Origin of the sequence: Cellulomonas pasadenensis, assembly GCF_047229365.1 — a bacterium.
Classification (GTDB): Bacteria; Actinomycetota; Actinomycetes; order Actinomycetales; family Cellulomonadaceae; genus Cellulomonas.
Genome location: NZ_JBFTEP010000035.1, coordinates 1 through 21,669 on the forward strand (window position 1 = coordinate 1; position 21,669 = coordinate 21,669).

16 protein-coding genes are annotated in these 21,669 nt (G+C 74.2%); 9 read left to right on the forward strand and 7 right to left on the reverse strand.

All coding sequences use genetic code 11. From position 1 onward, the window contains the following. The coding region (locus AB6N23_RS07125) for a transposase (RefSeq protein ID WP_412865392.1) at positions 1–296 on the reverse strand (296 nt) is incomplete at its 3' end. Between the two features lie 771 nt (positions 297–1,067). Beyond that, positions 1,068–5,513, reverse strand: coding sequence for an RHS repeat-associated core domain-containing protein (locus tag AB6N23_RS07130; protein WP_412865393.1), 4,446 nt, complete (start codon positions 5,511–5,513; stop codon positions 1,068–1,070). A gap of 256 nt (positions 5,514–5,769) precedes the next feature. Between AB6N23_RS07130 and AB6N23_RS07135 the strand changes: the two genes are divergently transcribed. Further along, on the forward strand, positions 5,770–6,237 hold the full coding sequence (locus AB6N23_RS07135; protein WP_412865394.1) for a DUF6234 family protein: 468 nt from the start codon (positions 5,770–5,772) through the stop codon (positions 6,235–6,237). Between the two features lie 307 nt (positions 6,238–6,544). Here AB6N23_RS07135 and AB6N23_RS07140 read toward each other — a convergent pair whose 3' ends face one another. Next, positions 6,545–6,982 (reverse strand): hypothetical protein, encoded by a 438-nt coding sequence (locus AB6N23_RS07140; protein WP_412865395.1) that lies wholly within the window; start codon positions 6,980–6,982, stop codon positions 6,545–6,547. Positions 6,983–7,320: 338 nt separating this feature from the next. On the opposite strand from AB6N23_RS07140, the gene AB6N23_RS07145 reads away from it, so the two are divergent. From AB6N23_RS07145 to AB6N23_RS07160, 4 genes are all read left to right on the forward strand, one after another. Then, positions 7,321–8,676 (forward strand): glycosyltransferase, encoded by a 1,356-nt coding sequence (locus AB6N23_RS07145; protein ID WP_412865396.1) that lies wholly within the window; start codon positions 7,321–7,323, stop codon positions 8,674–8,676. Then, positions 8,673–10,730: a right-handed parallel beta-helix repeat-containing protein gene (locus AB6N23_RS07150; RefSeq protein WP_412865397.1), complete on the forward strand. Its 2,058-nt coding sequence runs from the start codon at positions 8,673–8,675 to the stop codon at positions 10,728–10,730. The genes AB6N23_RS07145 and AB6N23_RS07150 overlap by 4 nt, the downstream gene beginning before the upstream one ends. After that, positions 10,720–11,862, forward strand: coding sequence for a right-handed parallel beta-helix repeat-containing protein (locus tag AB6N23_RS07155; protein WP_412865398.1), 1,143 nt, complete (start codon positions 10,720–10,722; stop codon positions 11,860–11,862). Before AB6N23_RS07150 ends, AB6N23_RS07155 begins: the two co-directional genes overlap by 11 nt. 94 nt (positions 11,863–11,956) lie before the next feature. Then, positions 11,957–13,429, forward strand: a complete 1,473-nt coding sequence (locus AB6N23_RS07160) for a UDP-glucose dehydrogenase family protein (RefSeq protein ID WP_412865399.1) — start codon at positions 11,957–11,959, stop codon at positions 13,427–13,429. A 464-nt stretch (positions 13,430–13,893) separates the two neighbouring features. On the opposite strand, the gene AB6N23_RS07165 is transcribed toward AB6N23_RS07160, so the two are convergent. Further along, positions 13,894–14,439 carry an RBBP9/YdeN family alpha/beta hydrolase gene (locus AB6N23_RS07165; protein WP_412865400.1) on the reverse strand — a complete coding sequence of 182 codons (546 nt, stop codon included), beginning with the start codon at positions 14,437–14,439 and terminating at the stop codon, positions 13,894–13,896. 229 nt (positions 14,440–14,668) lie between these two features. On the opposite strand from AB6N23_RS07165, the gene AB6N23_RS07170 reads away from it, so the two are divergent. Together AB6N23_RS07170 and AB6N23_RS07175 are read left to right on the forward strand one after the other, a co-directional pair. Next, the gene (locus tag AB6N23_RS07170) at positions 14,669–15,505 is read left to right on the forward strand and encodes a hypothetical protein (RefSeq protein WP_412865401.1); all 837 of its coding nucleotides are present in this window, start codon (positions 14,669–14,671) and stop codon (positions 15,503–15,505) included. After that, positions 15,502–16,467 (forward strand): hypothetical protein, encoded by a 966-nt coding sequence (locus tag AB6N23_RS07175; RefSeq protein ID WP_412865402.1) that lies wholly within the window; start codon positions 15,502–15,504, stop codon positions 16,465–16,467. The genes AB6N23_RS07170 and AB6N23_RS07175 overlap by 4 nt, the downstream gene beginning before the upstream one ends. A 93-nt stretch (positions 16,468–16,560) precedes the next feature. On the opposite strand, the gene AB6N23_RS07180 is transcribed toward AB6N23_RS07175, so the two are convergent. Both AB6N23_RS07180 and AB6N23_RS07185 read right to left on the reverse strand, forming a co-directional pair. Then, positions 16,561–17,229, reverse strand: coding sequence for an AIM24 family protein (locus AB6N23_RS07180; RefSeq protein WP_412865403.1), 669 nt, complete (start codon positions 17,227–17,229; stop codon positions 16,561–16,563). A 90-nt stretch (positions 17,230–17,319) separates the two neighbouring features. Further along, complete coding sequence (locus tag AB6N23_RS07185) at positions 17,320–17,730, reverse strand: transferase (RefSeq protein WP_412865404.1); 411 nt, start codon at positions 17,728–17,730, stop codon at positions 17,320–17,322. A gap of 151 nt (positions 17,731–17,881) precedes the next feature. Between AB6N23_RS07185 and AB6N23_RS07190 the strand changes: the two genes are divergently transcribed. After that, on the forward strand, positions 17,882–18,598 hold the full coding sequence (locus AB6N23_RS07190) for a hypothetical protein (RefSeq protein WP_412865405.1): 717 nt from the start codon (positions 17,882–17,884) through the stop codon (positions 18,596–18,598). 18 nt (positions 18,599–18,616) lie between these two features. Here AB6N23_RS07190 and AB6N23_RS07195 read toward each other — a convergent pair whose 3' ends face one another. Next, positions 18,617–20,860, reverse strand: a complete 2,244-nt coding sequence (locus AB6N23_RS07195; protein ID WP_412865406.1) for a beta-galactosidase — start codon at positions 20,858–20,860, stop codon at positions 18,617–18,619. A gap of 244 nt (positions 20,861–21,104) precedes the next feature. Here AB6N23_RS07195 and AB6N23_RS07200 point away from each other — a divergent pair, with 244 nt between their 5' ends. Continuing rightward, on the forward strand, positions 21,105–21,635 hold the full coding sequence (locus tag AB6N23_RS07200; protein WP_412865407.1) for a methyltransferase domain-containing protein: 531 nt from the start codon (positions 21,105–21,107) through the stop codon (positions 21,633–21,635). Positions 21,636–21,669 lie beyond the last annotated feature (34 nt).

The window sequence follows — 21,669 nt, forward strand, 5'->3', positions numbered from 1 at the left end:
CCGGGTACTTCCTCGGTGCAGCCATGACCCTCATCCTTCCCAGGAACGAGAGCCTCCGTCAGACCCGGGGCGAGACAGTTGTCCCAGGTCCCGTCGCTGCTGAACCGCTTGTGGCGCTTCCACACCATCTGCCACGGCCCGAACTCGCCGGGCAGGTCTCGCCACGCGATCCCCGTTCGGTACCGGTAGACGATGCCCTCGACCACCTGACGATGATCACGGAACGGGCGACCTGGCCGACCCTGACTGGAGGGCAGCAGTTGCACTACCTGCTCCCACTGGGCATCGGTCAACACCGCACGCCGAGGCGCCCCGCCAGCCTCGCGCCGACCCGCCGGCGAGGTTGGGAGACACGCCCTAGTCGTGGCTCTAGAAGCACTGGGTGCAGCCAGACGCGCCCTTCGGCTGGATCCGTACTCGGCACCCCTCGAACAGGTCGCGATCCAACTACCCGGGCCGAAGCGGGACCGGACGCGGCTGAGCGCCTTCGACGTCGATTTCTGCAGGAACTCGAAGAAGTTGATCGCGCAGGTCCACCTGACAAGACGCGCGTCACGTGCCGCACCGATGAACTATGGGCGCCACTCCAGGCCCGTTGCCACGCGGACCGATCAGCGAGTGGGGAATGGAGTCCTTGAGGATGCACGCGCACTGAGTTTCGGCGCGACCTGACTGTAACGCCACGCCACGCAGGGTTGCACTTCGACGAGCTCGCCGCCTGCCGCCGTACGGAGAAGTTTTCAAAATAGGATAAGCCACAAAGTACGTGGCGGTCCCTCAATCAAGCATCTCCGCAAGGCGTCCGACTATTGCTCGCGCTTTGTCGATGTCACCGGGTGTGAGCACTCGCCCGGCATCCAACGCCAATGCGTTCATGATTTCCAAATTCGCCCACAACGACCGCGCAGCGGGAGCGCGAGGATCGTCATGCTGCTCCAGGTTGTCTATGCGATGCTCAAGGGAGCGAACTAGCCGTGCAAAAGGTATCTGCGCCGTCGAGAACAGATCCCAAATCGCCTCGACGCCAGCCTCTGGCCTCATCGCTAAGCCCTCTCGTGGCACCCACGTCACCATGCTGTAATTACCCGACCCACGTCGTTGACGACCGCCGTCACGCCGTTCTTGACGCTCTCGAACACGGTCGCGCCGTCGTTGCCGGGCGATCTTACGCCATGAGTGATCGCGTCCTCCACCACGGAAGGCGTGAGGCCGCGTTCCTGCATCCGGTCAAGTGCGTGCCCCGAATATTGGCGACCGGCGATGGTGGCCGGTGCATTAGTTCCCGGCGTGACGGGGGTCGGAAAGCCGTACGAAGTGACCGTCGTTCCTTCGTCGAAGGTCTTCGTTGCCCCGCGACGCCCCACGGCGACGCTGGCCGGCGTGCCGGTCGAGGTTGCAGTTTGCGACCCGGGAGGGCAGTCCACGAGTCCTGTCTTCCCGTTCGCACCCACCGGGGGGGCGACCGCCGAGCGTTCGGCTCCCGCGCCAGGCCCCTGCGTGTGGACGCGCTGGGAAAGGGCTGGTGGTGACGGTGCACGCGTCGTCGACGCTTGAGGCACTCGCCCGTTGCCCACCCGCGACCAAGCCTTCTGGGCGAGGCTCCTCGCACCCGCGGCGACAGTGGAGCGGGCTCCAGCCACGGCGGCGGTTGTAGCTGCGCCTACTGCGGTGCTGGTGAGGCGTGCACCTACGGAACTGGTGAATCGCACAGCGTGGCCGACCGCGGTGGCCACCGCGGGGATCTTCAGGGCAAGCGACACGGCCCTGCCCGCCAGGCCTCCGACGGCTCCGATCCCGGCGTCCCGGGCGGCGTGCTTCCAGTTCCAGTCCTTGTCGGTGAGGAGGACCTCGGCCCCGTAGACGGCGACCCCGGCGACCGCGCCGACCGCGGCCACCGCGAGCCACGCCCACTCTCCGTTCGGGTCGACGAGCTGCGTCGGGCGGTTGAGCGCGTAGTGGTAGGTCTGCTGGTAGGCGCCGCCGACCTTGGGCGATGCGGGGTCGACGCTCGTGAAGCGCCCGTTTTCTGGGTCGTAGTCGCGGGCGCGCATGTCGTACAGGCCCGTGGCGCTGTCGAGATACTGGCCGTGGAAGCGCAGGGGGTTGTCGGCGTAGCCCTGGTCACCCCCGGAGATGAGCGCACCGAACGGGTCAAGGTTCACCGAGCCGGTCAGCCCGGCGCTCGTCGCGGTGTCGGTTACCGAGTTCGTCGGGTCGGTCAGCAGCCAGGTCAGCACGTCGCCGGCGGCGTAGGGAACGGAGTCCGCGAGGGCCGACCCCTGCCTGGTGACTGGGTCCACCCACCACTGGTGAACGGCGGTGCCCGCGGCGTCCGCCTCACCGGTGCGGACGGGGAGGTCGCCGAGGAGGTCCCACGTCCAGGTGGCCTCGACCGTACCGTTGAGGTGTCGACTGGTGCGGTTGCCCGCGGCGTCGTATCCGTACGTGTAGGTACGGCCGTCCTCGAGGACCGCCTTCGCGAGGTTCGCGTCGAGGCCGTAGGTGTACGAGCGCGTGCCGGACGGGCTGACCTGCTTGATGAGGTTGCCGTTGCTGTCGTACGTGTAGGTGGTCGTCGAGGCGCCGGTGACCTCCTTGGTGAGGCGGTCGTCCCCGTCGTAGGTGTAGGTGGTCGTCCCAGAGCCAGGACGGTTGGCGACGGCGCGGGAGGTCCGGTTGCCCGCCTTGTCGTACTGGAAGGTGGTCGAGGCGTCGGTGGCACCGCAGGAGCTTTCGGCGGCGGGCTGGCACATCTGGGTGAGCCGGCCGTCGCTGTCGTAGGTGTACAGCGACGTGGTGGTGGACTCGCCCGAGGAGCCCGACCGCTGGGTCACGATGCTCGACAGCTGCCCGACGACGTCGTAGGCGACGTCGTGGTCGACGATCGCCTCGCCCTGGTGGGCGTGGGCCAGGCCGGTGAGCTGCCCAGCGGCGTCGTACTCAAGCGTGCTGACCGGACCGTCGTCACGGGTCACGCTGGTCAGCCGGTCGTTGGCGTTCCAGCCGAACTGGACCGACGCTGCCGGTGCACCGGGGCTCGTCAGGGTCGTGGATGCCACCCGTGCGTCGTCGTCGTACCCATACGTCTGGGTGCGCTCGTCGGGCAGCACGCGCTGCTGCAGGCGGCCCTCGGGGTCCCACCGGTAGGTGGTGGTCGCGCCGCCGCTGGTGATGGCGGTCGTGCGCCCGGCCGGGTCGTACTCGCGCTGGACGGCTCCGGTCGCCGAGCCGCTCTGGGTGACTGCGGTCGGTCGACCGACCGCGTCGTACGTGAACGTGAGGTCGGCGCTGTTGTCGCTGTGGTCGACCTTCACCGGGCGGTTGAGCGTGTCGTACGTGGTCGTCACCGTGCCGCCGCTGGGAACGCGCCGGCTCGTCTCGTTGCCGTTCAGGTCGTAGGTGAAGGTGGTGGCGCGGCCCTGGTTGGTCGCGGCGGTCAGCGTTCGGCCGGCGGCGTCGTACGTGTAGCTGGGCCCGCGTCCGTGGGGCCCCGTGATCTTGCTGACCTGGCCCATGGCGTCGTACGCGAAGGCGGTGACGCCGCCACTCGGCGTGGTGACGGTCTTCACCCTGCCGACCGCGTCGAACGCGGTGGTGGTCTTGCGCCCGGCGGCGTCGGTGACGACCGTGGCCTGCCCGGCCGCGTCGTAGGTGGTCTGGGTCGTCCGGCCGAGCGGGTCGGTGATGGCGGTCTGATTGCCGTCGCTGTCGTAGGTGTAGGACGTGGCGGCGCCGGTCGAGTCGACAATCGAGGCGACCTGGCCGTCGGCGGTGTAGGTGAACGTCGCCGCACCGGCTCTGGTCTCGGTTCGGACGCGCTGCCCCGCGGCGTCGTACTGGTTGGTCGTGGTCTTCCCGCCGGAGGTCGTGCTCGTCACCCGCCCGACCGCGTCGTACGTCTTCGTGGTCGTGACGCCGGTAGCGTCGGTCTGGGAGATGACGTTCCCCGCGGCGTCGTACGCGCTGCGGACCTGGGCGCCGGCCGGGTCGGTCTCGACGACCGGCTGCCCGAGGCCGTCGTAGGTGGTGCTCCACGTGAGCTTCGTGTCCGGGTCGGCCGGGTTGACGCGTTGCGTCTGCACCCGTCGCCCGGCGCTGTCGTAGGCGAACCAGGTCGTGTGCGCGCGCTTCGTGTCGGCGTCGGCCCCGTCGTCGTTGCCCAGCGGCTCGGTCTGGCTGGTGAGCCGGCCGGCGCGGTCGTAGGTGCGGGTCGTCCTGCCGCCGTCGGGTCCGGTGATCGCTGTCACCTGGCCGGCGTCGTCGTACGTGGTGGTGGTCGTGCGTACGAGCGCGTCGGTCGCTGTCACCTGCCGGCCCAGGGCGTCGTACGTGTACGTCGTGCTGGCCCCGTCAGCCGCCTTCATGCTGGTGAGCTGGCCGGCCGCGTCGTACTCGTACGTCGTTATCCGGCCCAGCGGGTCGGTTTCGGTGAGCAGGCGGCCTTCCGCGTCGTATGTGTAGCGGGTGGTGCTGCCGCGCGGGGTGGTGTGGCTCAGGCGCCGGTGCGCCGCGTCGTACGTGAAGGCCGTCACCGACCCGTCGGCGTCGGTCACCTTCACCAGGTCACCGGCGCTGTCGTACGTGTTCGTCGTGACGCGCCCGAGCGGGTCGGTGACGGTCGCGACCTGACCCAGTGCCGTGTAGGTATAACCGACCGTCGCGCCCGTGGGGTCGGTCTCGGCGAGCGTCTGGCCGTGCGCGTCGTAGACGTACCGGGTCACCCCGCCGGCGGGGTCGGTGTGCGTCGTGATCCGGTTGGCGGCGTCGTAGGACCAGCTCTCGCGCCGGAGCACCTCACCGCCGGGACCGGCCCGCTCGGTGCGCTCGGTGAGGTTGCCGCGCTCGTCGTACTGGTTCTCGATGAGCGACTCGCCGGTCGTCTGCACGGCGACGGGCTGGTTGTTCTGGCCGTAGTACGTGCTGATGTCCGCGCCGTCGCCGTCGACCTGGCTGATCAGGACGTTGTCCTGGTAGACGTCGTGGCGTACCCGGCCGAGGGGGTCGGTGATGGTGGCCGTCTGGCTGGCGGCGTCCCACGCGAACGTCGTCACCGCGCCGGTGGCGTCCTCCTGCTCCACGACGCGCCGGCTCTCCGGGTCGTACGTCGTCCGAGCGGTGGTCTTGCCGAGCGGATCGGTGATGCCGTTCAGCAGCCCGGTGGCCGCGTCGTACGTGTAGCTGGTCCTCGCTCCGTCCGGCGCGACGACCGCCACCAGGCGAGCCGCGCCGGCGGTGTCGGCGTACTCATAGCCGACGGTTCGCCCGTCGGACGCGGTCACCTTGGTGATGCGGGCCTCGGCGGGGCCCGTGCCGCCCCAGGTGACCTGCAGGGTCTGGCCGAGCTCGTCGCGCAGCGAGGCGAGCCGCCCGGCGCTGTAGGTGGCGGTGACGCCGCGGCCGTACTCGTCCAGATCGGCGGTCAGGCGCCCCATGGCGTCGAACGACATCCGGGCGCCCTGCGTGTTGACGAGCTCCCAGCCGCCGCCCGCCCGGTCGGACAGCCGAGCGGTCACCGCCGCGTCGACGGCGCTGTAGCTCCCGTCCGCAGCCCGCAGGTACAGCGACGGGTCTCGCAGGTCCCGTGCGTCGCCGGGCGGGCCTGGGCTCGCTCGACGCTGGTCCAGGGTACCGGTGCCCGTGTCGACGGCACGTCGCCGCACCTGGGGGCGACCGCCCTGCGCAGCAGATCCCGCACCGGCCTCGTCAGCGGAACGCGCCCCGCCGACGCGCGCCCGCTGCCAGGCTCGCGCGACGGGACCAGGAGGCGCGATGGCGGACGCACGGCACGACGACGACCGGCGCACCCCCGACCCGGTGCGCGTCACGGCACCCACCGCGATCGGGCAGCGCCCGCCCCGGCGCTCACTCGTTCGCCCGCTCGCGAGCCTGTGCCTCACGGTCGGCGCGATGCTCATCGTCACGCTGTTCGGGCAGCACTTCGCCGTGTACTTTTCCATCGGCGGCCCGGGGAACGTGGCCACCGAAGCCGAGCAGAACCGGTACGTGGTCACGGCCACCGCGTGCCTCGTCCTGCTCGTCATCGGCACCGGTGCCGCGATCGCCACCCGGCGCCACGTGCTGACCGCCCTCGGCATGGTGCTCGTCGTCGTAGGCGTCGTCGTGGCCGTCGGGTTCGCCGTGCCCCCGCACGACTGGGAGCGGGACCCTCCGCCTCCCCCGGCCGACCGTCCCATCTGCCGGAGCGGCGGCGACAGCGACGACGGCCCCGGCGGATAGCCGCCGGGGCACGGAGCCAACGACTGAGGCGCGCACGCGCGAGGGAGCTACCTCGACATCCCCGTCGGCGATGGAGCGTCACCCGGGCGAAGTCCCCTCCACCCCCACCACCGCGGTCAGCAGCTCCGCGGTCAGCGGCTCCGCAGCTCCCCCGATGCGCACCTACGCACGGGCCCCCAGCGCGGCGACCAGGCCCTGCACCGTCGCCCACAGGGCGGGCACGTCCTCCAGGTCCACCGGCGGGTCGCGTACACCTCGCCCGCGAGCCCTTGTGCACGCCCTGCGCGTCGCGCTCGAGTGCGTCCTGCTAGAAGACGGTGCCACCGCCGGCGTCGAGGACCCCTTCCGGCACGGCGGACACGTCCACCCCCGACCCGGCCAGGAGCGTGCAGGCGAGGGGCTCGTCGAGCGCTGGCAGGGCGCCGGAGAAGAGGTCATCCGGGTGCCCGGCCGCGAGGACGAGCTCCTCAGCGACGAGCGCCCCGGTACGCCTCGAGCTGACTGAGGGACCGCACCACCTTGTCGTGCAGGTCGCCGGGCAGGAAGGGCGACCGCTGCCCACGGCCGCCGACACGCTGCCGTGAGCGAGCGTGATCACGCCGGCCGGGTTCTCGGGCCAGCCGATGTCCATCATCGGCTTGCCGTTGCGGTCGTCGCGCCGTTCACCGTTGCGGAAGCAGATCCACCGTGAGCCGAGCATCTGCCAGGACGGGTGCGGCGCCAGGCTCCGGGAGATGGAAGGCATCGGGCACACAGCCGCGGCGCCCTGACCGTCCACATCGTGGATAAGCCCGTTCGGCCGCAGAGTGCTTTGTCCTATATGACCGAAGCACCGCCCGCGCACCCGTGCCGCCGCCCTCCACCGCCCCGGCGCGCCCCCACGACCTGCACCGACACCCTCCGGCCTGCGCAGTCACACCCCCGACGACCGCGCTCACGCATACCGCGACGGTTCACCCGTGAGCCGGACAAGCGTCCGGTTCAGCCCCGTTCGGGCTATTCACGGCATCCGTCCGACCCGCCTACCTTCAGCCTCACCAGGTCAACGGAGACCCCCGCCCTCTTACCCCGACGGGAGTCCCGATGCCTCCGGCTGCCGCGACGTTCCTGCCCGCCCTCGACACGAGCGCCCTCACCCTCGACACCCTGCGCGCCGCGTTCCCCCTGGCGCTGGCCGGCCTCGTCGTGTGGGGCCTGTGGCTGTACCGCGTGATCCTGTCGCGCCTCGCGCAGCCGATCAGCACGGACTTCCGCGCGACGACGTCGGTGATCGTCCCGTCGTTCCACGAGGACCCCGACATCCTCATGAGCTGCCTGGAGTCGTGGCGGTCGCAGGACCCGACGGAGGTCATCGTCGTCCTCGACGTCGCCGACACCGAGGCGTTCGACCGCATCACCGCGCTCGGCGACCCGCGCGTCACGCCGGTCCTCTTCAAGCACGCCGGCAAGCGGTCGGCGCTCGGCGAGGGCATCCGGCGGGCCACGAGCGAGCTGCTCGTGCTCACCGACTCCGACACCACGTGGCAGCCCGGGCTGCTCGAGGCCGTGCAGATGCCGTTCGCCGACCCGGAGGTCGGGGGCGTCAGCACGCAGCAGAACGTGTACGACCGGCGCTCGAGCGTGTGGCGCCGCGTCGCCGACTGGCTCGTCAGCCTGCGCTACTACGACTACGTGCCGGCGATGGGCCGCGCCGGCGCCGTCGCGTGCGTGTCCGGCCGGACGGCCGCCTACCGCCGGGCCGCCGTGCTGCCGGTGCTGGAGAACCTCGAGGACGAGTTCTTCCTCGGCCGGCGCTGCATCGCCGGCGACGACGGTCGCCTCACCTGGCTCGTCCTGGCCTCCGGCTACAAGACGGTGCACCAGTCGTCGGCGCGGGCGCTGTCGATGTTCCCCGCGTCGTTCCGGGCCTTCGTCAAGCAGCGCGTGCGGTGGAGCCGCAACTCCTACCGCTGCTACCTCACGGCGGTCTACAAGGGCTGGCTCTGGCGGGTCCCGTTCGTCACCAAGATCACCGTGCTGCAGATCCTGCTCACGCCCGTGACCATGGGCATCACCCTCGGCTACCTGTTCTTCGCGCGGCTCGAGGCGACGCCGTGGGGCATCGCCGCCGCCGTCGCGTGGATCCTGCTCGGGCGCGGCATCCGCGGCCTGTCCTACCTGCGCCGCCACCCCAAGGACATCGTGCTGCTGCCGCTGGTCACGCTCGTCGTCATCTTCATCGCCCTGCCCATCAAGCTCTACGCGTTCGTCACGATGAACAAGCAGGGCTGGCTCACCCGGCACGCGGACCAGGTCGGTGGCGACGGCCAGACGGCCGGCACGCTCACCGCCAGCGGCGCCCGCCCCGCGGCCCCGACGCAGAATCACGCCCCCGCCCGCCCGGTCGCGGCCCAGCCCGTCCCCGCGCTCGCGATGCGCCCGGCGGAGGTGAACGCGTGAGCGCCGCCCTGCGCCGCCGCCGGCGCCGCCGCGTCGCGGCCTGCTCGCTCGCGGCCGTCCTCGCGACGACCCTCGTCGCCGCCCCCGCCTCCGCCACCACGACCGACAGCCCCTCCGCCGCCACGACGGCCCCGGCCCCCGCCGCGACGGACGCCCCCGCCGACGCACCTGCCGACGCCGAGCTCGACGCCGAGGACGAGGACGCCTCCGCCGGCGGCCGCCCCTACCCGGGCGACCCGACGACCGAGGCCGTGCTCGTCGCCGACGAGGACGACCGCCTCGACGAGGTCCGCACGGTCTCCTCGATGGTCCGCTGGCGCCAGCTCGACATGGACGCGCCGTACCGGCTGACCAACGGCTCGACGTACACGCTCGTGCTCACCAAGCGCGAGGCCCCGTACACCGTGACCGACCTGCTGGCCCTGGCTCCGCAGACGTTCGTCCGCCAGCCCGACGGAGCGTTCCTGCTCACCGAGAACGTCGTCGTGCAGCCCGGTGCGTCGCTCGAGCTCGGCGGCGCCGACGGCCTCACGGTCCGGCTCGCGAGCGACGCCGAGCGCTTCGTCTCGATCGTCAACTACGGCGGCAAGCTCGTCACCCGCGGCACCGCCAAGCACCCCGTCGTCATCACGAGCTGGGACCGCAGCGCCGGCGCACCCGACCTGCTCACGGACGACGGCCGCGCCTACGTCCGCGCGATCGGCGGCCAGGTCGACCTGCAGGCGACCGAGTTCCGCGACCTCGGCTTCTGGAGCGGACGCACCGGCGGCGTCGCGCTGACCGGCACGGACCGCCCCAGCGGCGGCGCGCTCGAGCAGTTCGGGCGCGAGCTGCGGGACAACGCGAACGCCCTCAACGGCACCGCGCCCGCCGACCCGGCCGCCCCGCCGGCGGACCCCGCCGCCCCGCCGGCCGACCCCGCCGTCGTCGACCCGACGACCGTCGCGGGCGGCGTCCCCGGCGTCCTCCCCGCCGGCGACCTCCCGCTCCCCGAGGTCGACCTCGACGACCCCACCTACAGCTACGTCGCCGCCCGCATCGACGGCGTCACGTTCGACGGCAACGCGTTCGGGCTGTTCCTCTCCAGCGCCAACGGCGTCGACATCACCGACACGTCGGTGTCGCGCAGCCTGGTCGACGGCCTGGTCCTGCACCGGTTCGTCGCGAACGCCGCGATCAGCGCGACCGAGGTCCACGGCAACGCCGGCGACGGCATCGTGCTGTCCCGCGCGACGACCGGGATCGTGCTGAGCGAGGTCTCCGCGACGGGCAACGGCGACAACGGCATCGAGCTGCGCGGCGAGTCGCTCGCCGACGGCCCCAGCGCCACCGGGTCCCCGGTCGGCGACTACGGCAACAACTCGGTGTCCAACAGCGTCGCCTCCGACAACGCCCGGTACGGCATCGAGGTCGTCGGCGGGCGCAACGTGAGCCTCACGGCCAACGACGTGTCCGGCAACGACATGGGCATCGTCGTGCGGGACCCGGCCTCCGAGGTCGCGGTGGTCGGCAACCGGCTCACCGGCAACACCCGGCACGGCATCGCGCTGCGCGACGGCGTCGAGTCGGCGACCGTCAGCGGCAACGTCCTCGACGACGGCGCCAACGGCATCTACCTGCGCGACTCCACCGCCGAGGTCCGCCGCAACACGGTCTCCGGCATGACCCTGCACGCCGTCACGCTCGTCGGCGACGTCACCGGCACGGTCGTCACGCAGAACGACCTGGCCGGCCGCGGTCCCAGCGCGGTCGACCGCAAGCGCTCCACCGGCGCGGAGGTCGACGGCAACGACGAGGGCGGCTGGACGAGCACCAAGCCGTTCTGGACCGTCGTGCGCAACGCCGCCCAGCCGCTGACCGTCATGTGGGTGCTGCTCGGCCTGCTCGTGGTCGTGACCGCGATCCGCGGCGCCGGCCGCCCCCGCACGCGCACCCACCCGTACGCCCAGCAGGCGCGCCTGTCGGCGATCGTGGGACGCTCCGCCAACGACGTCCCGATCGTCACGCACGACCTGCGGTCGCGTCCTCAGGGGGAGGTGCACGGTGCGCGCTGACCTGCGGGCCGCGGCCCTCCTGCTGGCGCTGGCCACCCTCGCGGCCTGCTCCCCCGCCGCCGACACGGGCGCGCCGGACCCGACCCCGACGTCCGCCTGGACTCCCCCGCCGTCGGCTCCGACGCCCGCCCCGCTGCCCTCGGACGAGGACGACGACGAGAAGGACGACGACGACGAGGGCGGCGCCCCCGCCGACGCGACGGCCATGCCCGGGTGGATGACCGAGCCGGCCGCCGAGGCGCCCGCCTGCCCGGCACCGACGGTCACGGTGTCCTCCGCCGACGAGCTCCAGGCCGCGCTCGACGCCGCCGCACCCGGCCACGTCATCGGCCTCGCCGACGGCGTGTACCGCGGCGAGTTCGTGGCCCGCACGTCGGGCACCGCGCAGCAGCCGATCGCGCTGTGCGGCGGCCGCGGGGCCGTGCTCGACGGCGAGGGCGTCAAGGGCGGCTACGCCCTGCACCTCGACGGCGCGCAGCACTGGCACGTCGACGGCTTCACGATCAGCAACGCGCAGAAGGCCGTGATGGCCGACGGCACCGCCGGCACGACCATCTCGCGCCTGCGCATCCACCACATCGGCGACGAGGCGGTCCACCTGCGCCGCGTCAGCACCGACAACCTCGTCACGGGCAACGTCATCAGCGACACCGGCCTGCGCAAGCCGAAGTTCGGCGAGGGCGTCTACGTCGGCACCGCCGAGTCCAACTTCTGCGACATCACCGACTGCGAGCCGGACGCCAGCCACCGCAACCGCGTCGTCGCCAACGCCATCTTCGCGACGACGAGCGAGGCGGTCGACGTGAAGGAGGGCACCGAGGACGGGCTGGTCGCCCGCAACCAGTTCGACGGCAGCGGCCTGGAGGGCGACGCCGACTCGTGGGTCGACGTGAAGGGCCGCGCCTGGACGGTGGAGGACAACACCGGCCGGCACAGCTCCCTCGACGGCTTCCAGACGCACGAGATCATCGACGGCTGGGGCACGGACAACGTGTTCCGCCGCAACCGCGGCGAGCTCGACGCGTCCGACGGGTTCCTCGTCGCACCGCGTCCCGCCCGCGACAACGTCGTGGAGTGCTCCAACGAGCTCCTCACGCAGGTCGGCGCCGTGAGCCCCGACGACTGCACCTGATCCCGACTCTTCCCCCGGCACGTCCCCCGCCACATCCCCCGTCCGGCCCGCGCACCGCCGTGGGCTGGCCGAGCACACCCTGGAGGGCCTTCTCATGACCGAGAACCAGCGCGTCACCCCGACCCACGTCGACGGCATCCCCGTCGTCGCCCGTCCTCGCATGACCGTCATCGGCACCGGCTACCTCGGCGCCACGCACGCGGTGTGCATGGCCGCGCTCGGCTTCGACGTCCTCGGCGTCGACGTCGACGCGGCGAAGATCGCCCGCCTGTCCGCCGGCGAGGTGCCGTTCTTCGAGCCGGGGCTGCAGGAGCTGCTCGCGGAGACGCTCGCGACCGGCCGGCTGCGGTTCACGCAGGACTACGCGGAGGCCGCCGCGTTCGGCGACGTGCACTTCGTCTGCGTCGGCACGCCGCAGCGCAAGGACTCGCTCGCCGCCGACCTCTCCTACGTGTACGCCGCGGTGGACGCCCTCGCGCCGCACCTGACGCGCCGCGCGCTCGTCGTCGGCAAGTCGACCGTACAGATCGGCACGGCGCAGGCCCTCACCGAGCGCCTGCACGCGACGGCGCCCGCCGGCACGGACGTCGAGCTCGCGTGGAACCCGGAGTTCCTGCGCGAGGGCTACGCCGTGCAGGACACGCTCGCGCCGGACCGCCTCGTGTTCGGGACGTCGTCGGCGTGGGCGTCGGCGCAGCTCGCGGCCGCGTTCGGCCCGGTGCTCGACCGCGGCACGCCGCTCGTCGAGTGCGACCTCGCCACCGCCGAGCTCGTCAAGGTCGCTGCGAACTCGTTCCTCGCCACGAAGATCTCGTACATCAACGCGATGGCCGAGGTCTGCGAGGCCACCGGCGCCGACGTGAACCTGCTCGCCAAGGCGCTGTCGTTCGACGACCGCATCGGCGGCCGGTTCCTCAAGCCGGGCCTCGGCTTCGGCGGCGGCTGCCTGCCCAAGGACATCCGGGCGTTCGCGGCCCGGGCGGCCGAGCTCGGCGTCGGGCAGGCCGTGTCGTTCCTGCACGAGGTCGACGCGATCAACGCGCGCCGCCGCACCCGCACGGTGGACCTGGTCCGCGAGCTCGCGGGCGGCTCGCTGCAGGGCGTCCGCGTCGCCGCGCTGGGCGCCGCGTTCAAGCCCAACTCGGACGACATCCGCGACGCCCCGGCCCTCGACGTGGCGCGCATGCTGCACGAGGAGGGCGCGATCGTGCAGGTCTACGACCCCGAGGCCATGGACAACGCGCGCCGCGCCTACCCCGACCTCACCTACGCCGAGAGCATGCCGGCCGCCGTGCACGGCGCCGACGTCGTCGTGCTCCTCACCGAGTGGGCCCAGTTCCGCACCGCCGACCCCGAGATGATGGGCTGGCTCGTCGCGCACCGCCGCGTCGTCGACGGCCGGCACGCCCTCGACGCCGACGCCTACCGCGCCGCCGGCTGGGACTACCGCGCGCTCGGCCGCCCGCTGCTGCCGCGCACCGTCGAGCTCGCGGCCTCGGCCGCCGACGAGGTCGACCTCGCGACGGCGCTCGCGATCGCCGGGCAGGCGCTGGCCGGCACGCGCTGACACGCACGCGCACGACCTGTACGACTCGCACGACCGGCACGACCGGCACGACCGAGGGGCCCACGCGTGACGCGCGGGCCCCTCGGCTCGTCTCCCCGACGGCCGGAGGGCGGAGCGCCGTCGGCGCGCCGTCAGGGAGACGGAACCCTTCTCACGAGCGTGCGCACACCGTGCGTACACGGTGCGTACGCCCGCAGAAGAGGCACCTCTCCCCCTCCCGTCCCGCAGCGCCGGCTGCGCGCCTCCGCCACCGGCGTCCGCTCGGCGGCGGTTCCACGACCGGCAACCACCGGTGCGCTGCTCCGCGACCGGCGTCCACCCGATTCGCGGCCCCACGACCGGTGCCCACCGAGTGCGCGCCTCCGCGGCCTGCCCAGTCATGCGGCTCCCGTGCGCGCCCGCGACGGCTGCTCCTGCGGGCGCGAGCCGGCGCCCGCGGCACGGGCCCGGGGCCGGCCCTGAGGTCAGCCGGCCAGCAGCTCGTCGAGGAGCGCGCGTCCCTCGGGCCAGCGGCCGAGGCCCGAGCGGGCGTTGACGTGGCCGACGAGGCCCGCGTCGACGAGCGTCGCCCCCAGCGCGTCCGCGACGGCGACGGAGTGCGCGAACGTCGCGAAGGGGTCGTCGTGGCTCGCGACGAGCACCGTGCGGAACGGCAGCGGCCGATCGATGGGCCCGGTGAACCCGACGGCCTCCTCGGGAAAGGCCGGCCCGTGCACGTCGGGCGCCGCGACGAGCAGCGCGGCGACGACGTCGGGGTCCTCGTGCGCCGCCGCCCACTCGGTGACGAGCGTGGCACCCAGGCTGTGCGCGACCAGCACCTTCGGCCCGGCGACGGCGCGCAGGGCGTCGTCGAGGTCGCGGACCCAGAGGTCACGGACCGGGTGGTCCCACGACGCGTGCTCCACCCAGACGCCGTGCGCGAGCTCGGCGTGCCACCGGGCCTGCCAGTGGTCCGGTTCGGAGTTGCCGATGCCGGCGACGAACACGGGCGTGGGGCGCGGGAAGGTCACGGCGCCATCGTGGCACCCGCGGCCCGGCGCTACGGGCGGCTCGGCGCGACCGGTGACGGCGGCGCAGCGGGTGAAGTCGCGGCGCGCGCCTTGGCCGCCGCCCCGGGCGCGTCCACGATGGCGAGCGACGGACGCGACCGCGGGGGGCGACATGCGACCGAACCGGACGACGCACGCACGCACGCACCAGGGGCCACGGCGACGACGCGCGGCCGCGGTGGCGGTCGCGGTGCTCCTGCTGAGCGGCGTGGCGCCGGCAGCGGCGGCAGCAGAACCGGCGCCGACCGTCTGCGGCCAGGTCGCCGACTTCCGGCAGTACCGCGAGATCCCCGGTGACCTCGTCGTCGACGGCACCTGCTACGCCGACGGCCTGCTCGTCGCCGGCGACGTGCACGTGCTCCCGGGCTCGTCGTGGCCGACCTACTACTCGCGCGTGCGGGGCGACGTGCACGTCGGCGACGCCGCGAGCGTGCACATGACCGACGTGGACGTGCGCGGCGGGCTGCACCTGGACGGCGCTGCGTCCGTCACGGTGATCGGCGTGGTCGGCCTGTCGGTCCGGGGCCGCGCGGACGCCGTGACGCTCGCGCAGTCGCGCATCAACGGCGCCGTCAACGTCACGGTGCCGGCCGCGGTGCGGGACACCGGCGTGCGGCTGCTGCGGTCGGAGGTCGGGGGCTGGGTGAACGTCCACGGGGGGCGCACCGAGGTGGCGCAGGCCTGGCTGCACCGCGGCCTCACGCTCACGGCGGTGCGCGCGTCGACGGTCTCCGAGTCGCTCGTCGACGCCGACGTGACGGTCCGCCAAGCCCGTGCCCGCGTGCACGTCGGCGACCTCGCCTGGTGGCCGGGCCCGCCCGGCGACTGGGCGGGCACCTGGCTCGACGACGCGCAGCCGCAGCGCAGCCGGTACGCCGGCGGCCTCCTGCTCCTCGACAACGCGGGCCCGGTGACGGTCGGGCACGTCGACGTCGCCGGCGCGCTGACCTGCACCGGCGGGCGCCCCGCGCCCGTCGTCGACGCGACCGTGACGGTCGGCGGCGCCCGGACGGGGCAGTGCGCATGACCGGGGCCGCGCGGACGCGCCGGGAGCAGCGGCCGGCCGAGCCGCGGCCGCGGCCGCCCGAGCCGATCAGCACGCGCCGCCCGGCACGCGCCGGCACCCTGCGGCGCAGCACCGCGCTCGTCGTCGCCGCGCTGCTCTCGACGGCCGGTGCGCTCACCCCCGCCCACGCCGCCGCGCCCGCGAGCGCGGCCCCACCGACGGCACCGTCCCTGAGCTGCGACTACGACACCCCCGGCGTGCCGGTCCTCGTGCCGGGCGACCTGCGCGTCTACCCCGGCTGCCCGCTCGGCTACACGGTCGTGCTCGGCGACCTGCACGTGCTGCCGGAGGCGGGGCTGACGTTCCGCGGCCGCGTCGCGGGCGACGTGCACGTCGCGGAGGTCGCGTCGCTGCTGCTCCAGGGGGCCGAGGTCGGCGGCGGCGTGCACCTCGACCGGGCGACCGAGCTGACGGTCCTGCAGTCGACGGTCGGCCGCAGCATCCGCGGCAAGGCGCAGCAGATGGCGGTCGACCAGTCGGTCGTGCACGGCGCGATCAACGTGGCGACGCGGCAGACGGCGCCCTGGGAGCTGCGCGTGCGCGGCACCTGGGTCGGCGGGTGGGTCAACCTGCACACCGGGCAGGTGCGCGTCATCGCGTCGGTGCTGCGCCGCGGCCTGACGGCGTCGTGGGCGCACGGCGTGCAGGTGTGCGCGAGCGAGATCGGCGCCGACGTCGTCGTCCGGCACGCGCAGCGCGCGGTCCGCGTCGGCGGGCCGGCGTGGCAGGGCGACTGCGTCACCGGGCCCACGGCGCGGCCCGTGCAGGTCGGCGGGGACGTGCAGATCCTCGACAACGACGACCCGGTCGCGCTGGAGGCGCTCGCCGTCACCGGCGACCTCCTCTGCACCGGCAACCGCGCCGCGCCGGCCCTCGGCGCGGTCACGGTCGCGGGCGCCCGCAGCGGCCAGTGCGCCGGCTGACCGCCGCGCCGGCCGACGCGTGAAGCGTTGTGGTCACCGAGCGACCACAACGCTTCACGACAACGGGCCCCGGCCCAGGAGCCGGCGCCGGCGTCAGCCCGACGTCACCACCGGGAAGCCCTCGGACGGCTGCACGATCACGAAGCCCGGCCCGTGGAACTTGTACTGGAACGCCTCGCCCGTGCCGCCGCGCAGCAGCGACGTCATGTTCATGCTCGACACGATCTCCGGCGACAGGTTCGCCGACCAGCACACGGCCGCGTTGGGGTCGACGAAGGTCGGCTGCTGGGAGCAGTCGAGGATGACGGGCGGGCCGTCGGACGTGAGCGCGACGGACCCGTGCCCGTGGATGAGCGTGCTGAACAGGCCGCCGGTCATCATCCCGGCGCCGCGGGTGCGGTGCAGGTCCCACTGCAGGTTCGCGTCGAACGCCAGCACGTTGCCGCCACCGATGCTGATGGCGTCGCCCTCGAGCTCGAGGATGAACACGTCGTGCGCGTAGCGGGCGAAGAAGACGTCGCCCTGCCCGGAGACGGTCATGAGCGCCTGGTCGTCGGAGCTGATGGCCCGCTTGACGAACTTGGCGAGGCTGTCGGCGCCCTTGTGGTGGAACTGCACGGCGCCCTGGTACGCGACCATCACGCCCTTGGCGGCGATGACCGGCTCGCCGAGGGTCACCTTCAGCATCTTGCGGCTCTGCAGGGCGAACCGGCGGCTGCCGTCCACCTCGAGGTTGGACTGGTCGAAGATGTCGCTGCGCATGGGCGCCATCCTGCCCGTCCGCGCCGGAGCGCAGACCACCCCGACGGGTGAACCCGCCGGGGTGGTGGCCCCTCCCGGGGGCGGAGGGGACTACGCCGCGAGGACGTGCGGCGGGTAGCCGCGGCGCTCGACGTCGGCGCCCTCGGCGACGCTCGCCTCGGGGGCCACGACGACGCCGTCCTGCAGGCGGGCGCGCGCCCCGACCTCGGCGCGGGTGCCGAGCTTGGCGGAGCGTCCGACGACCGCGTTGCGGCCGACGTGGACGTGGGTGCCGAGCTGCGCGCCCTCGGAGACGACGGCGCCGGGCTCGACCCAGCAGTACCGCCCGAGGTGCGCGCCGGGTTCCACCTGCGCGCCGGGGTCCACCCACGTGCCGTCCGCGACGTACGCGTCGTCGGCCACGCGGGCCCCCTTGGCGACCATGCCGCCGCCGTTGCTGTGCCGGAAGTAGCGGACGACCCGGCCGTCGTCGGTCTCGAGATCTTCGTATCGCTTCCTCATAACACCTCTTCCAACGCCACGAGGTCATGGGATGTTCCCCGGACGGGGCTCCCGATGAGGCCCCGGGACGGGCCCGCGGCGCGCGACACGACGCGCGGCGGCCGGGTGACGTGCCGTGCCCCGCGCCGCGCCGGCGGGCAGGATGACGGCCGTGCGTCCCTTCCCCGCGGCCGGCACGGCCCGCGCCGTCGCCGCCACGCTCACCGCCGCGGCCGTCGTGGCGCTGGCCGCCTGCACCCCCGCGGCGGACGACGTCGCCGCCACGCCCACGCCCACGCCGACGGCCACCGCGAGCGCGACCCCGACGCCCACGCCGACGCCCGAGCCGCTCGAGGTGGGCGGTCGCCTCGACCCCACGCCGCCCGACAGCTTCCTCGGCACCGCTGACACCGCCGTCATCGAGACGCACACGGGCTTCGACCCGACGAACCCGCACTACGCCGAGGTGCAGTTTACGTCGCGGCTGATCGACGTGTCGGTCGCCGACCCGGCCGACCTCGTGGGCGTCGAGATGACCGACCCCGTCGATCCGGCCACGGAGACCGTCTACTACATCCGCAGCGCGCACCGGCTCGAGTGGGCGCGCACGACCACGGTGGGCGCGTCGGGCGTCGGCCCACCGCACGTCGGCGGGTGGGCCGAGGACGGCACGGGCGCGAGCGACCTGCTCGTCATGGGCCTGTTCGACCCATGCACGACCGGCCGGTTCGACGCGCTGCTGCCGGGCCTCGAGGTCGAGGCGTGCGACATCGCGGTGCTGCCGGCCGGCGTCCCGCTCACGTGGGTCGGCGTCACGGAGAACCCGCAGGTCTCGCGGGACGCGCACGAGGAGTACGAGCCCCGGCCGGTGGCCTGGCGCGTCGGCTGACGCGCCGGGCGCCGCACGTCAGCCCAGCGGCGCCCGCCACGTCGTCGACCGCGTGAGGGAGACGGCGTCGAGGGCACCGAGCGGTCCCAGTGCGGACCGACGCCGGTCCGCCGCGGCGGCCGGGAGCCACACGCGCGCGTCACGGTGCAGCGGCAGGACGCGCACGCCGACGCGGTCGGCGACGGCACCGGGCAGGACGTCGAGGTCGACGTGCCACGGGGTGCCGTCGCCGAACCGGTCGGCGACCACGTGCCCGTCGACGAGGAGCTGCGCGACGTCGCCGGCCCAGTCGACGCGCAGGTGGCGGACGGTGCCGGGCGCAGGGGCGCCCACGTCGGCGAGCCGGTGCTCGGCCGAGAGCGCGGCCACCTGCTCGGGCGTCGGGGCGGACGCGCGCCCGTCCACCTCGCCGTAGGACGCGGGCACGTCGCCGGCCGGCCGTACGCACGACGTGCGCACGGCCCGGGACGCGACGCCGCCGTCGGTCGTGGTCGACGCCTCGGGCGACACGTCGACCGCCGCCCAGCGCGTCCCGTCCCACCGCAGCACGACGGGTGCGTCGCCGGACCGCACCAGCACGTCGGCGCCGTCGGTCCACAGCGGCGCGTCGGCCAGCAGCAGCTCCCGCCCGCGCGGCCCGTCGACCACCCACACGCGGTCGGCGTCGCACGCGCCGACGACCAGCACGCGCGCCGCACCGCCCGCGAGCGCGAGCAGCCCGCCGGTGCGGGGGTCGACGCGGTGCACGCCGGGCGCGGTGGTCGTCCACCCGTCCCCGTCCGCCGGCACGTCGCCGTCGACGGCCACCTCCGCGGGCACGCCGTCGTGCGCGAGCAGCACGAGCGTGCCGTCGGGCAGCACGGTCAGCGCGGAGGCCGTCGCCCAGCGCAGCCGCACGCCGCCGACGTCGAGCCCCAGCGGCCACCGCGCGAGCGTGCCCGGCGGCACGTCGACCGGCGTCGACGGCAGCACGAGCGGCCCGGCGGGGAGGTCGACCCGCAGGCGCACGCCGGGCAGCACCGGCAGCGGCACGTGCGGCTGGTGCCACGCGAGCAGGGCGAACCCCGTGCCGTCGTCGTCGGCGCGCACGGCCCAGCGCAGCGTCGCCGCGTCGTCGGGACCCGTGGGGAGCGCGTCGGGCAGGGTCGACGGCAGGGTCGCGAGCCGGTCGCCGAACGCGGCGAGGAACGCGTGCTGCACGCGCAGCGCCGCGTGCGAGGGCGCGAGCACGCCCGCCGCCCCGACCGGGGCGTGGAAGTCGTAGTCGAACGTCGGCAGGTCGTTGGGGTAGCCGGTCGCCTGCGACTCCTGCACCCCTGCGACGGGGTTCGTGCCGCCGGCGTACATGTAGTAGCCCTGCCAGGCCGACCCGGCGGCGATCTTCGTCTGCGCGACGCCGGCGACGTCGAGCGCCGCGGGCGCGTGCCGGCGGTGGTAGGCGGTCGCCATCCCGCCGCCCAGCTCGCACGTCGCGGCGGGCCAGGACTCGTCCCGGTCGACCGTCGCGGCGGCGGGCTCCTCGCCCCGGACGTCCGCGCCGATGCCCGGGTCGTCCCACGTGTGCGAGACCAGGTAGTGCGCGCGGAACGCGGGGTGCCAGCCGGCGTCGGCGTCGACCCAGAACCCGTCGCCGTAGCCGCCGTACAGCGGCAGCACCTCGCCGGGCGGCAGCTGCGCGCCGCCCCACGCCGTCGCCGTCCACAGCGGCGCGACGACGCCCGCCTCGCGGGCCAGGCGCTTGAGCGTCAGCAGGTGGTCCGGCTGGTCGTACAGCTCGTTGTCGAGCTGCACCGCGAGGACCGGCCCGTCCGGGCCGCACAGGTCCGCGACCTGCTCCCCCAGCCGCGCGAACCACGCGCGGACGAGCGCCAGGTACGCCGGGTCGTCGGTGCGGTGCCGCACGGGCGCCGCCTGCACCCAGTCGGGGAACCCGCCGTTGCGGACCTCGCCGTGCACCCACGGCCCGACCCGCAGCACGACGTGCAGCCCGAGCTCCCCCGCGAGCCGCACGAACGCCGCGACGTCCAGCCGGCCCGTGAAGTCGGCACGGCCGCGCACCGGCTCGTGGTGGATCCACGTGACGTACGTCGAGACGACGTCCACGCCGCCCGACCGCGCGAGCAGCAGCCGCTCCCGCCAGCGCTCGCGCGGCAGCCGGGCGTAGTGCACCTCCCCGGAGACGGGCACCCACGGGCGCCCGCCCCGCTCGAGGTACCGCGACGTCAGCCCGAGGCCCGGTCGCGCGTCGACGTCGTTCGCCATCGCGGGACGGGTCAGGGGCACCGACCAGCCGCGCGGGCGGACGCGGAGGTGGGCGGGGACGTGCCCGGAGACGGGCGGAGGGGCGGGAGCCGGTGGTGAGGTGGTCATCCCCTCCATCCTCACCGACGTCGGCGGCCGGCACCGACGTGGGGGGCGTCGCGCGCGACGTGCGCACCGGCGTACGGTCCCGGGAGGCGGGGACGACGCCTCGCCGCCCCCCGTCCGGCACGCGAGGGAGGCGCCCGTGGACCGGCAGACGGCCGCCGCGCGGCTCGTCACGCAGTGCACGCGCGGCCGCGTGCTCAAGGTGGGCAGCGGACCGCGCGGGCTCGCGCCGCTGCTCGTCGGGACCGTCGCGCGGTACGACGCGCTCGACCGGTCCGCGTCGGCGACGCGGCGGCTGCGGGAGTGGCTCGCGGCGGCCGCGCCCGGCGGTGCGTGGGGCGTGCACACCGGCGACCTCGCCGACCTCGCGGCGCTGCCGGACGCGCCCCCGCCGGCCGACGTCGTCGTCGCCGTGAACGTCAACGCGGTCTGGACGGAGACGGCCGGAGCACCGCTGGCCGCGGCCGCCGCGCACCTGCGTCCCGGCGGTGCCGTCGTGCTCGTCCTCGAGACGCCGGACCCCGTCGACGCGCGCGTCCGCCCCGCGCTGCACGCCCGGCTGACCGCCGCCGGGTGGACGTGGGAGGAGCACCCGGACCTCGGCGGGCCTCGGCGCGTCGCGCTCGTGGCCGTCCCCGGTGGCCCGCGGGGGGCGACTCGGGCAGGGTGAACGCGTGGTCGACGACGCAGGGGGTCCGCAGCCG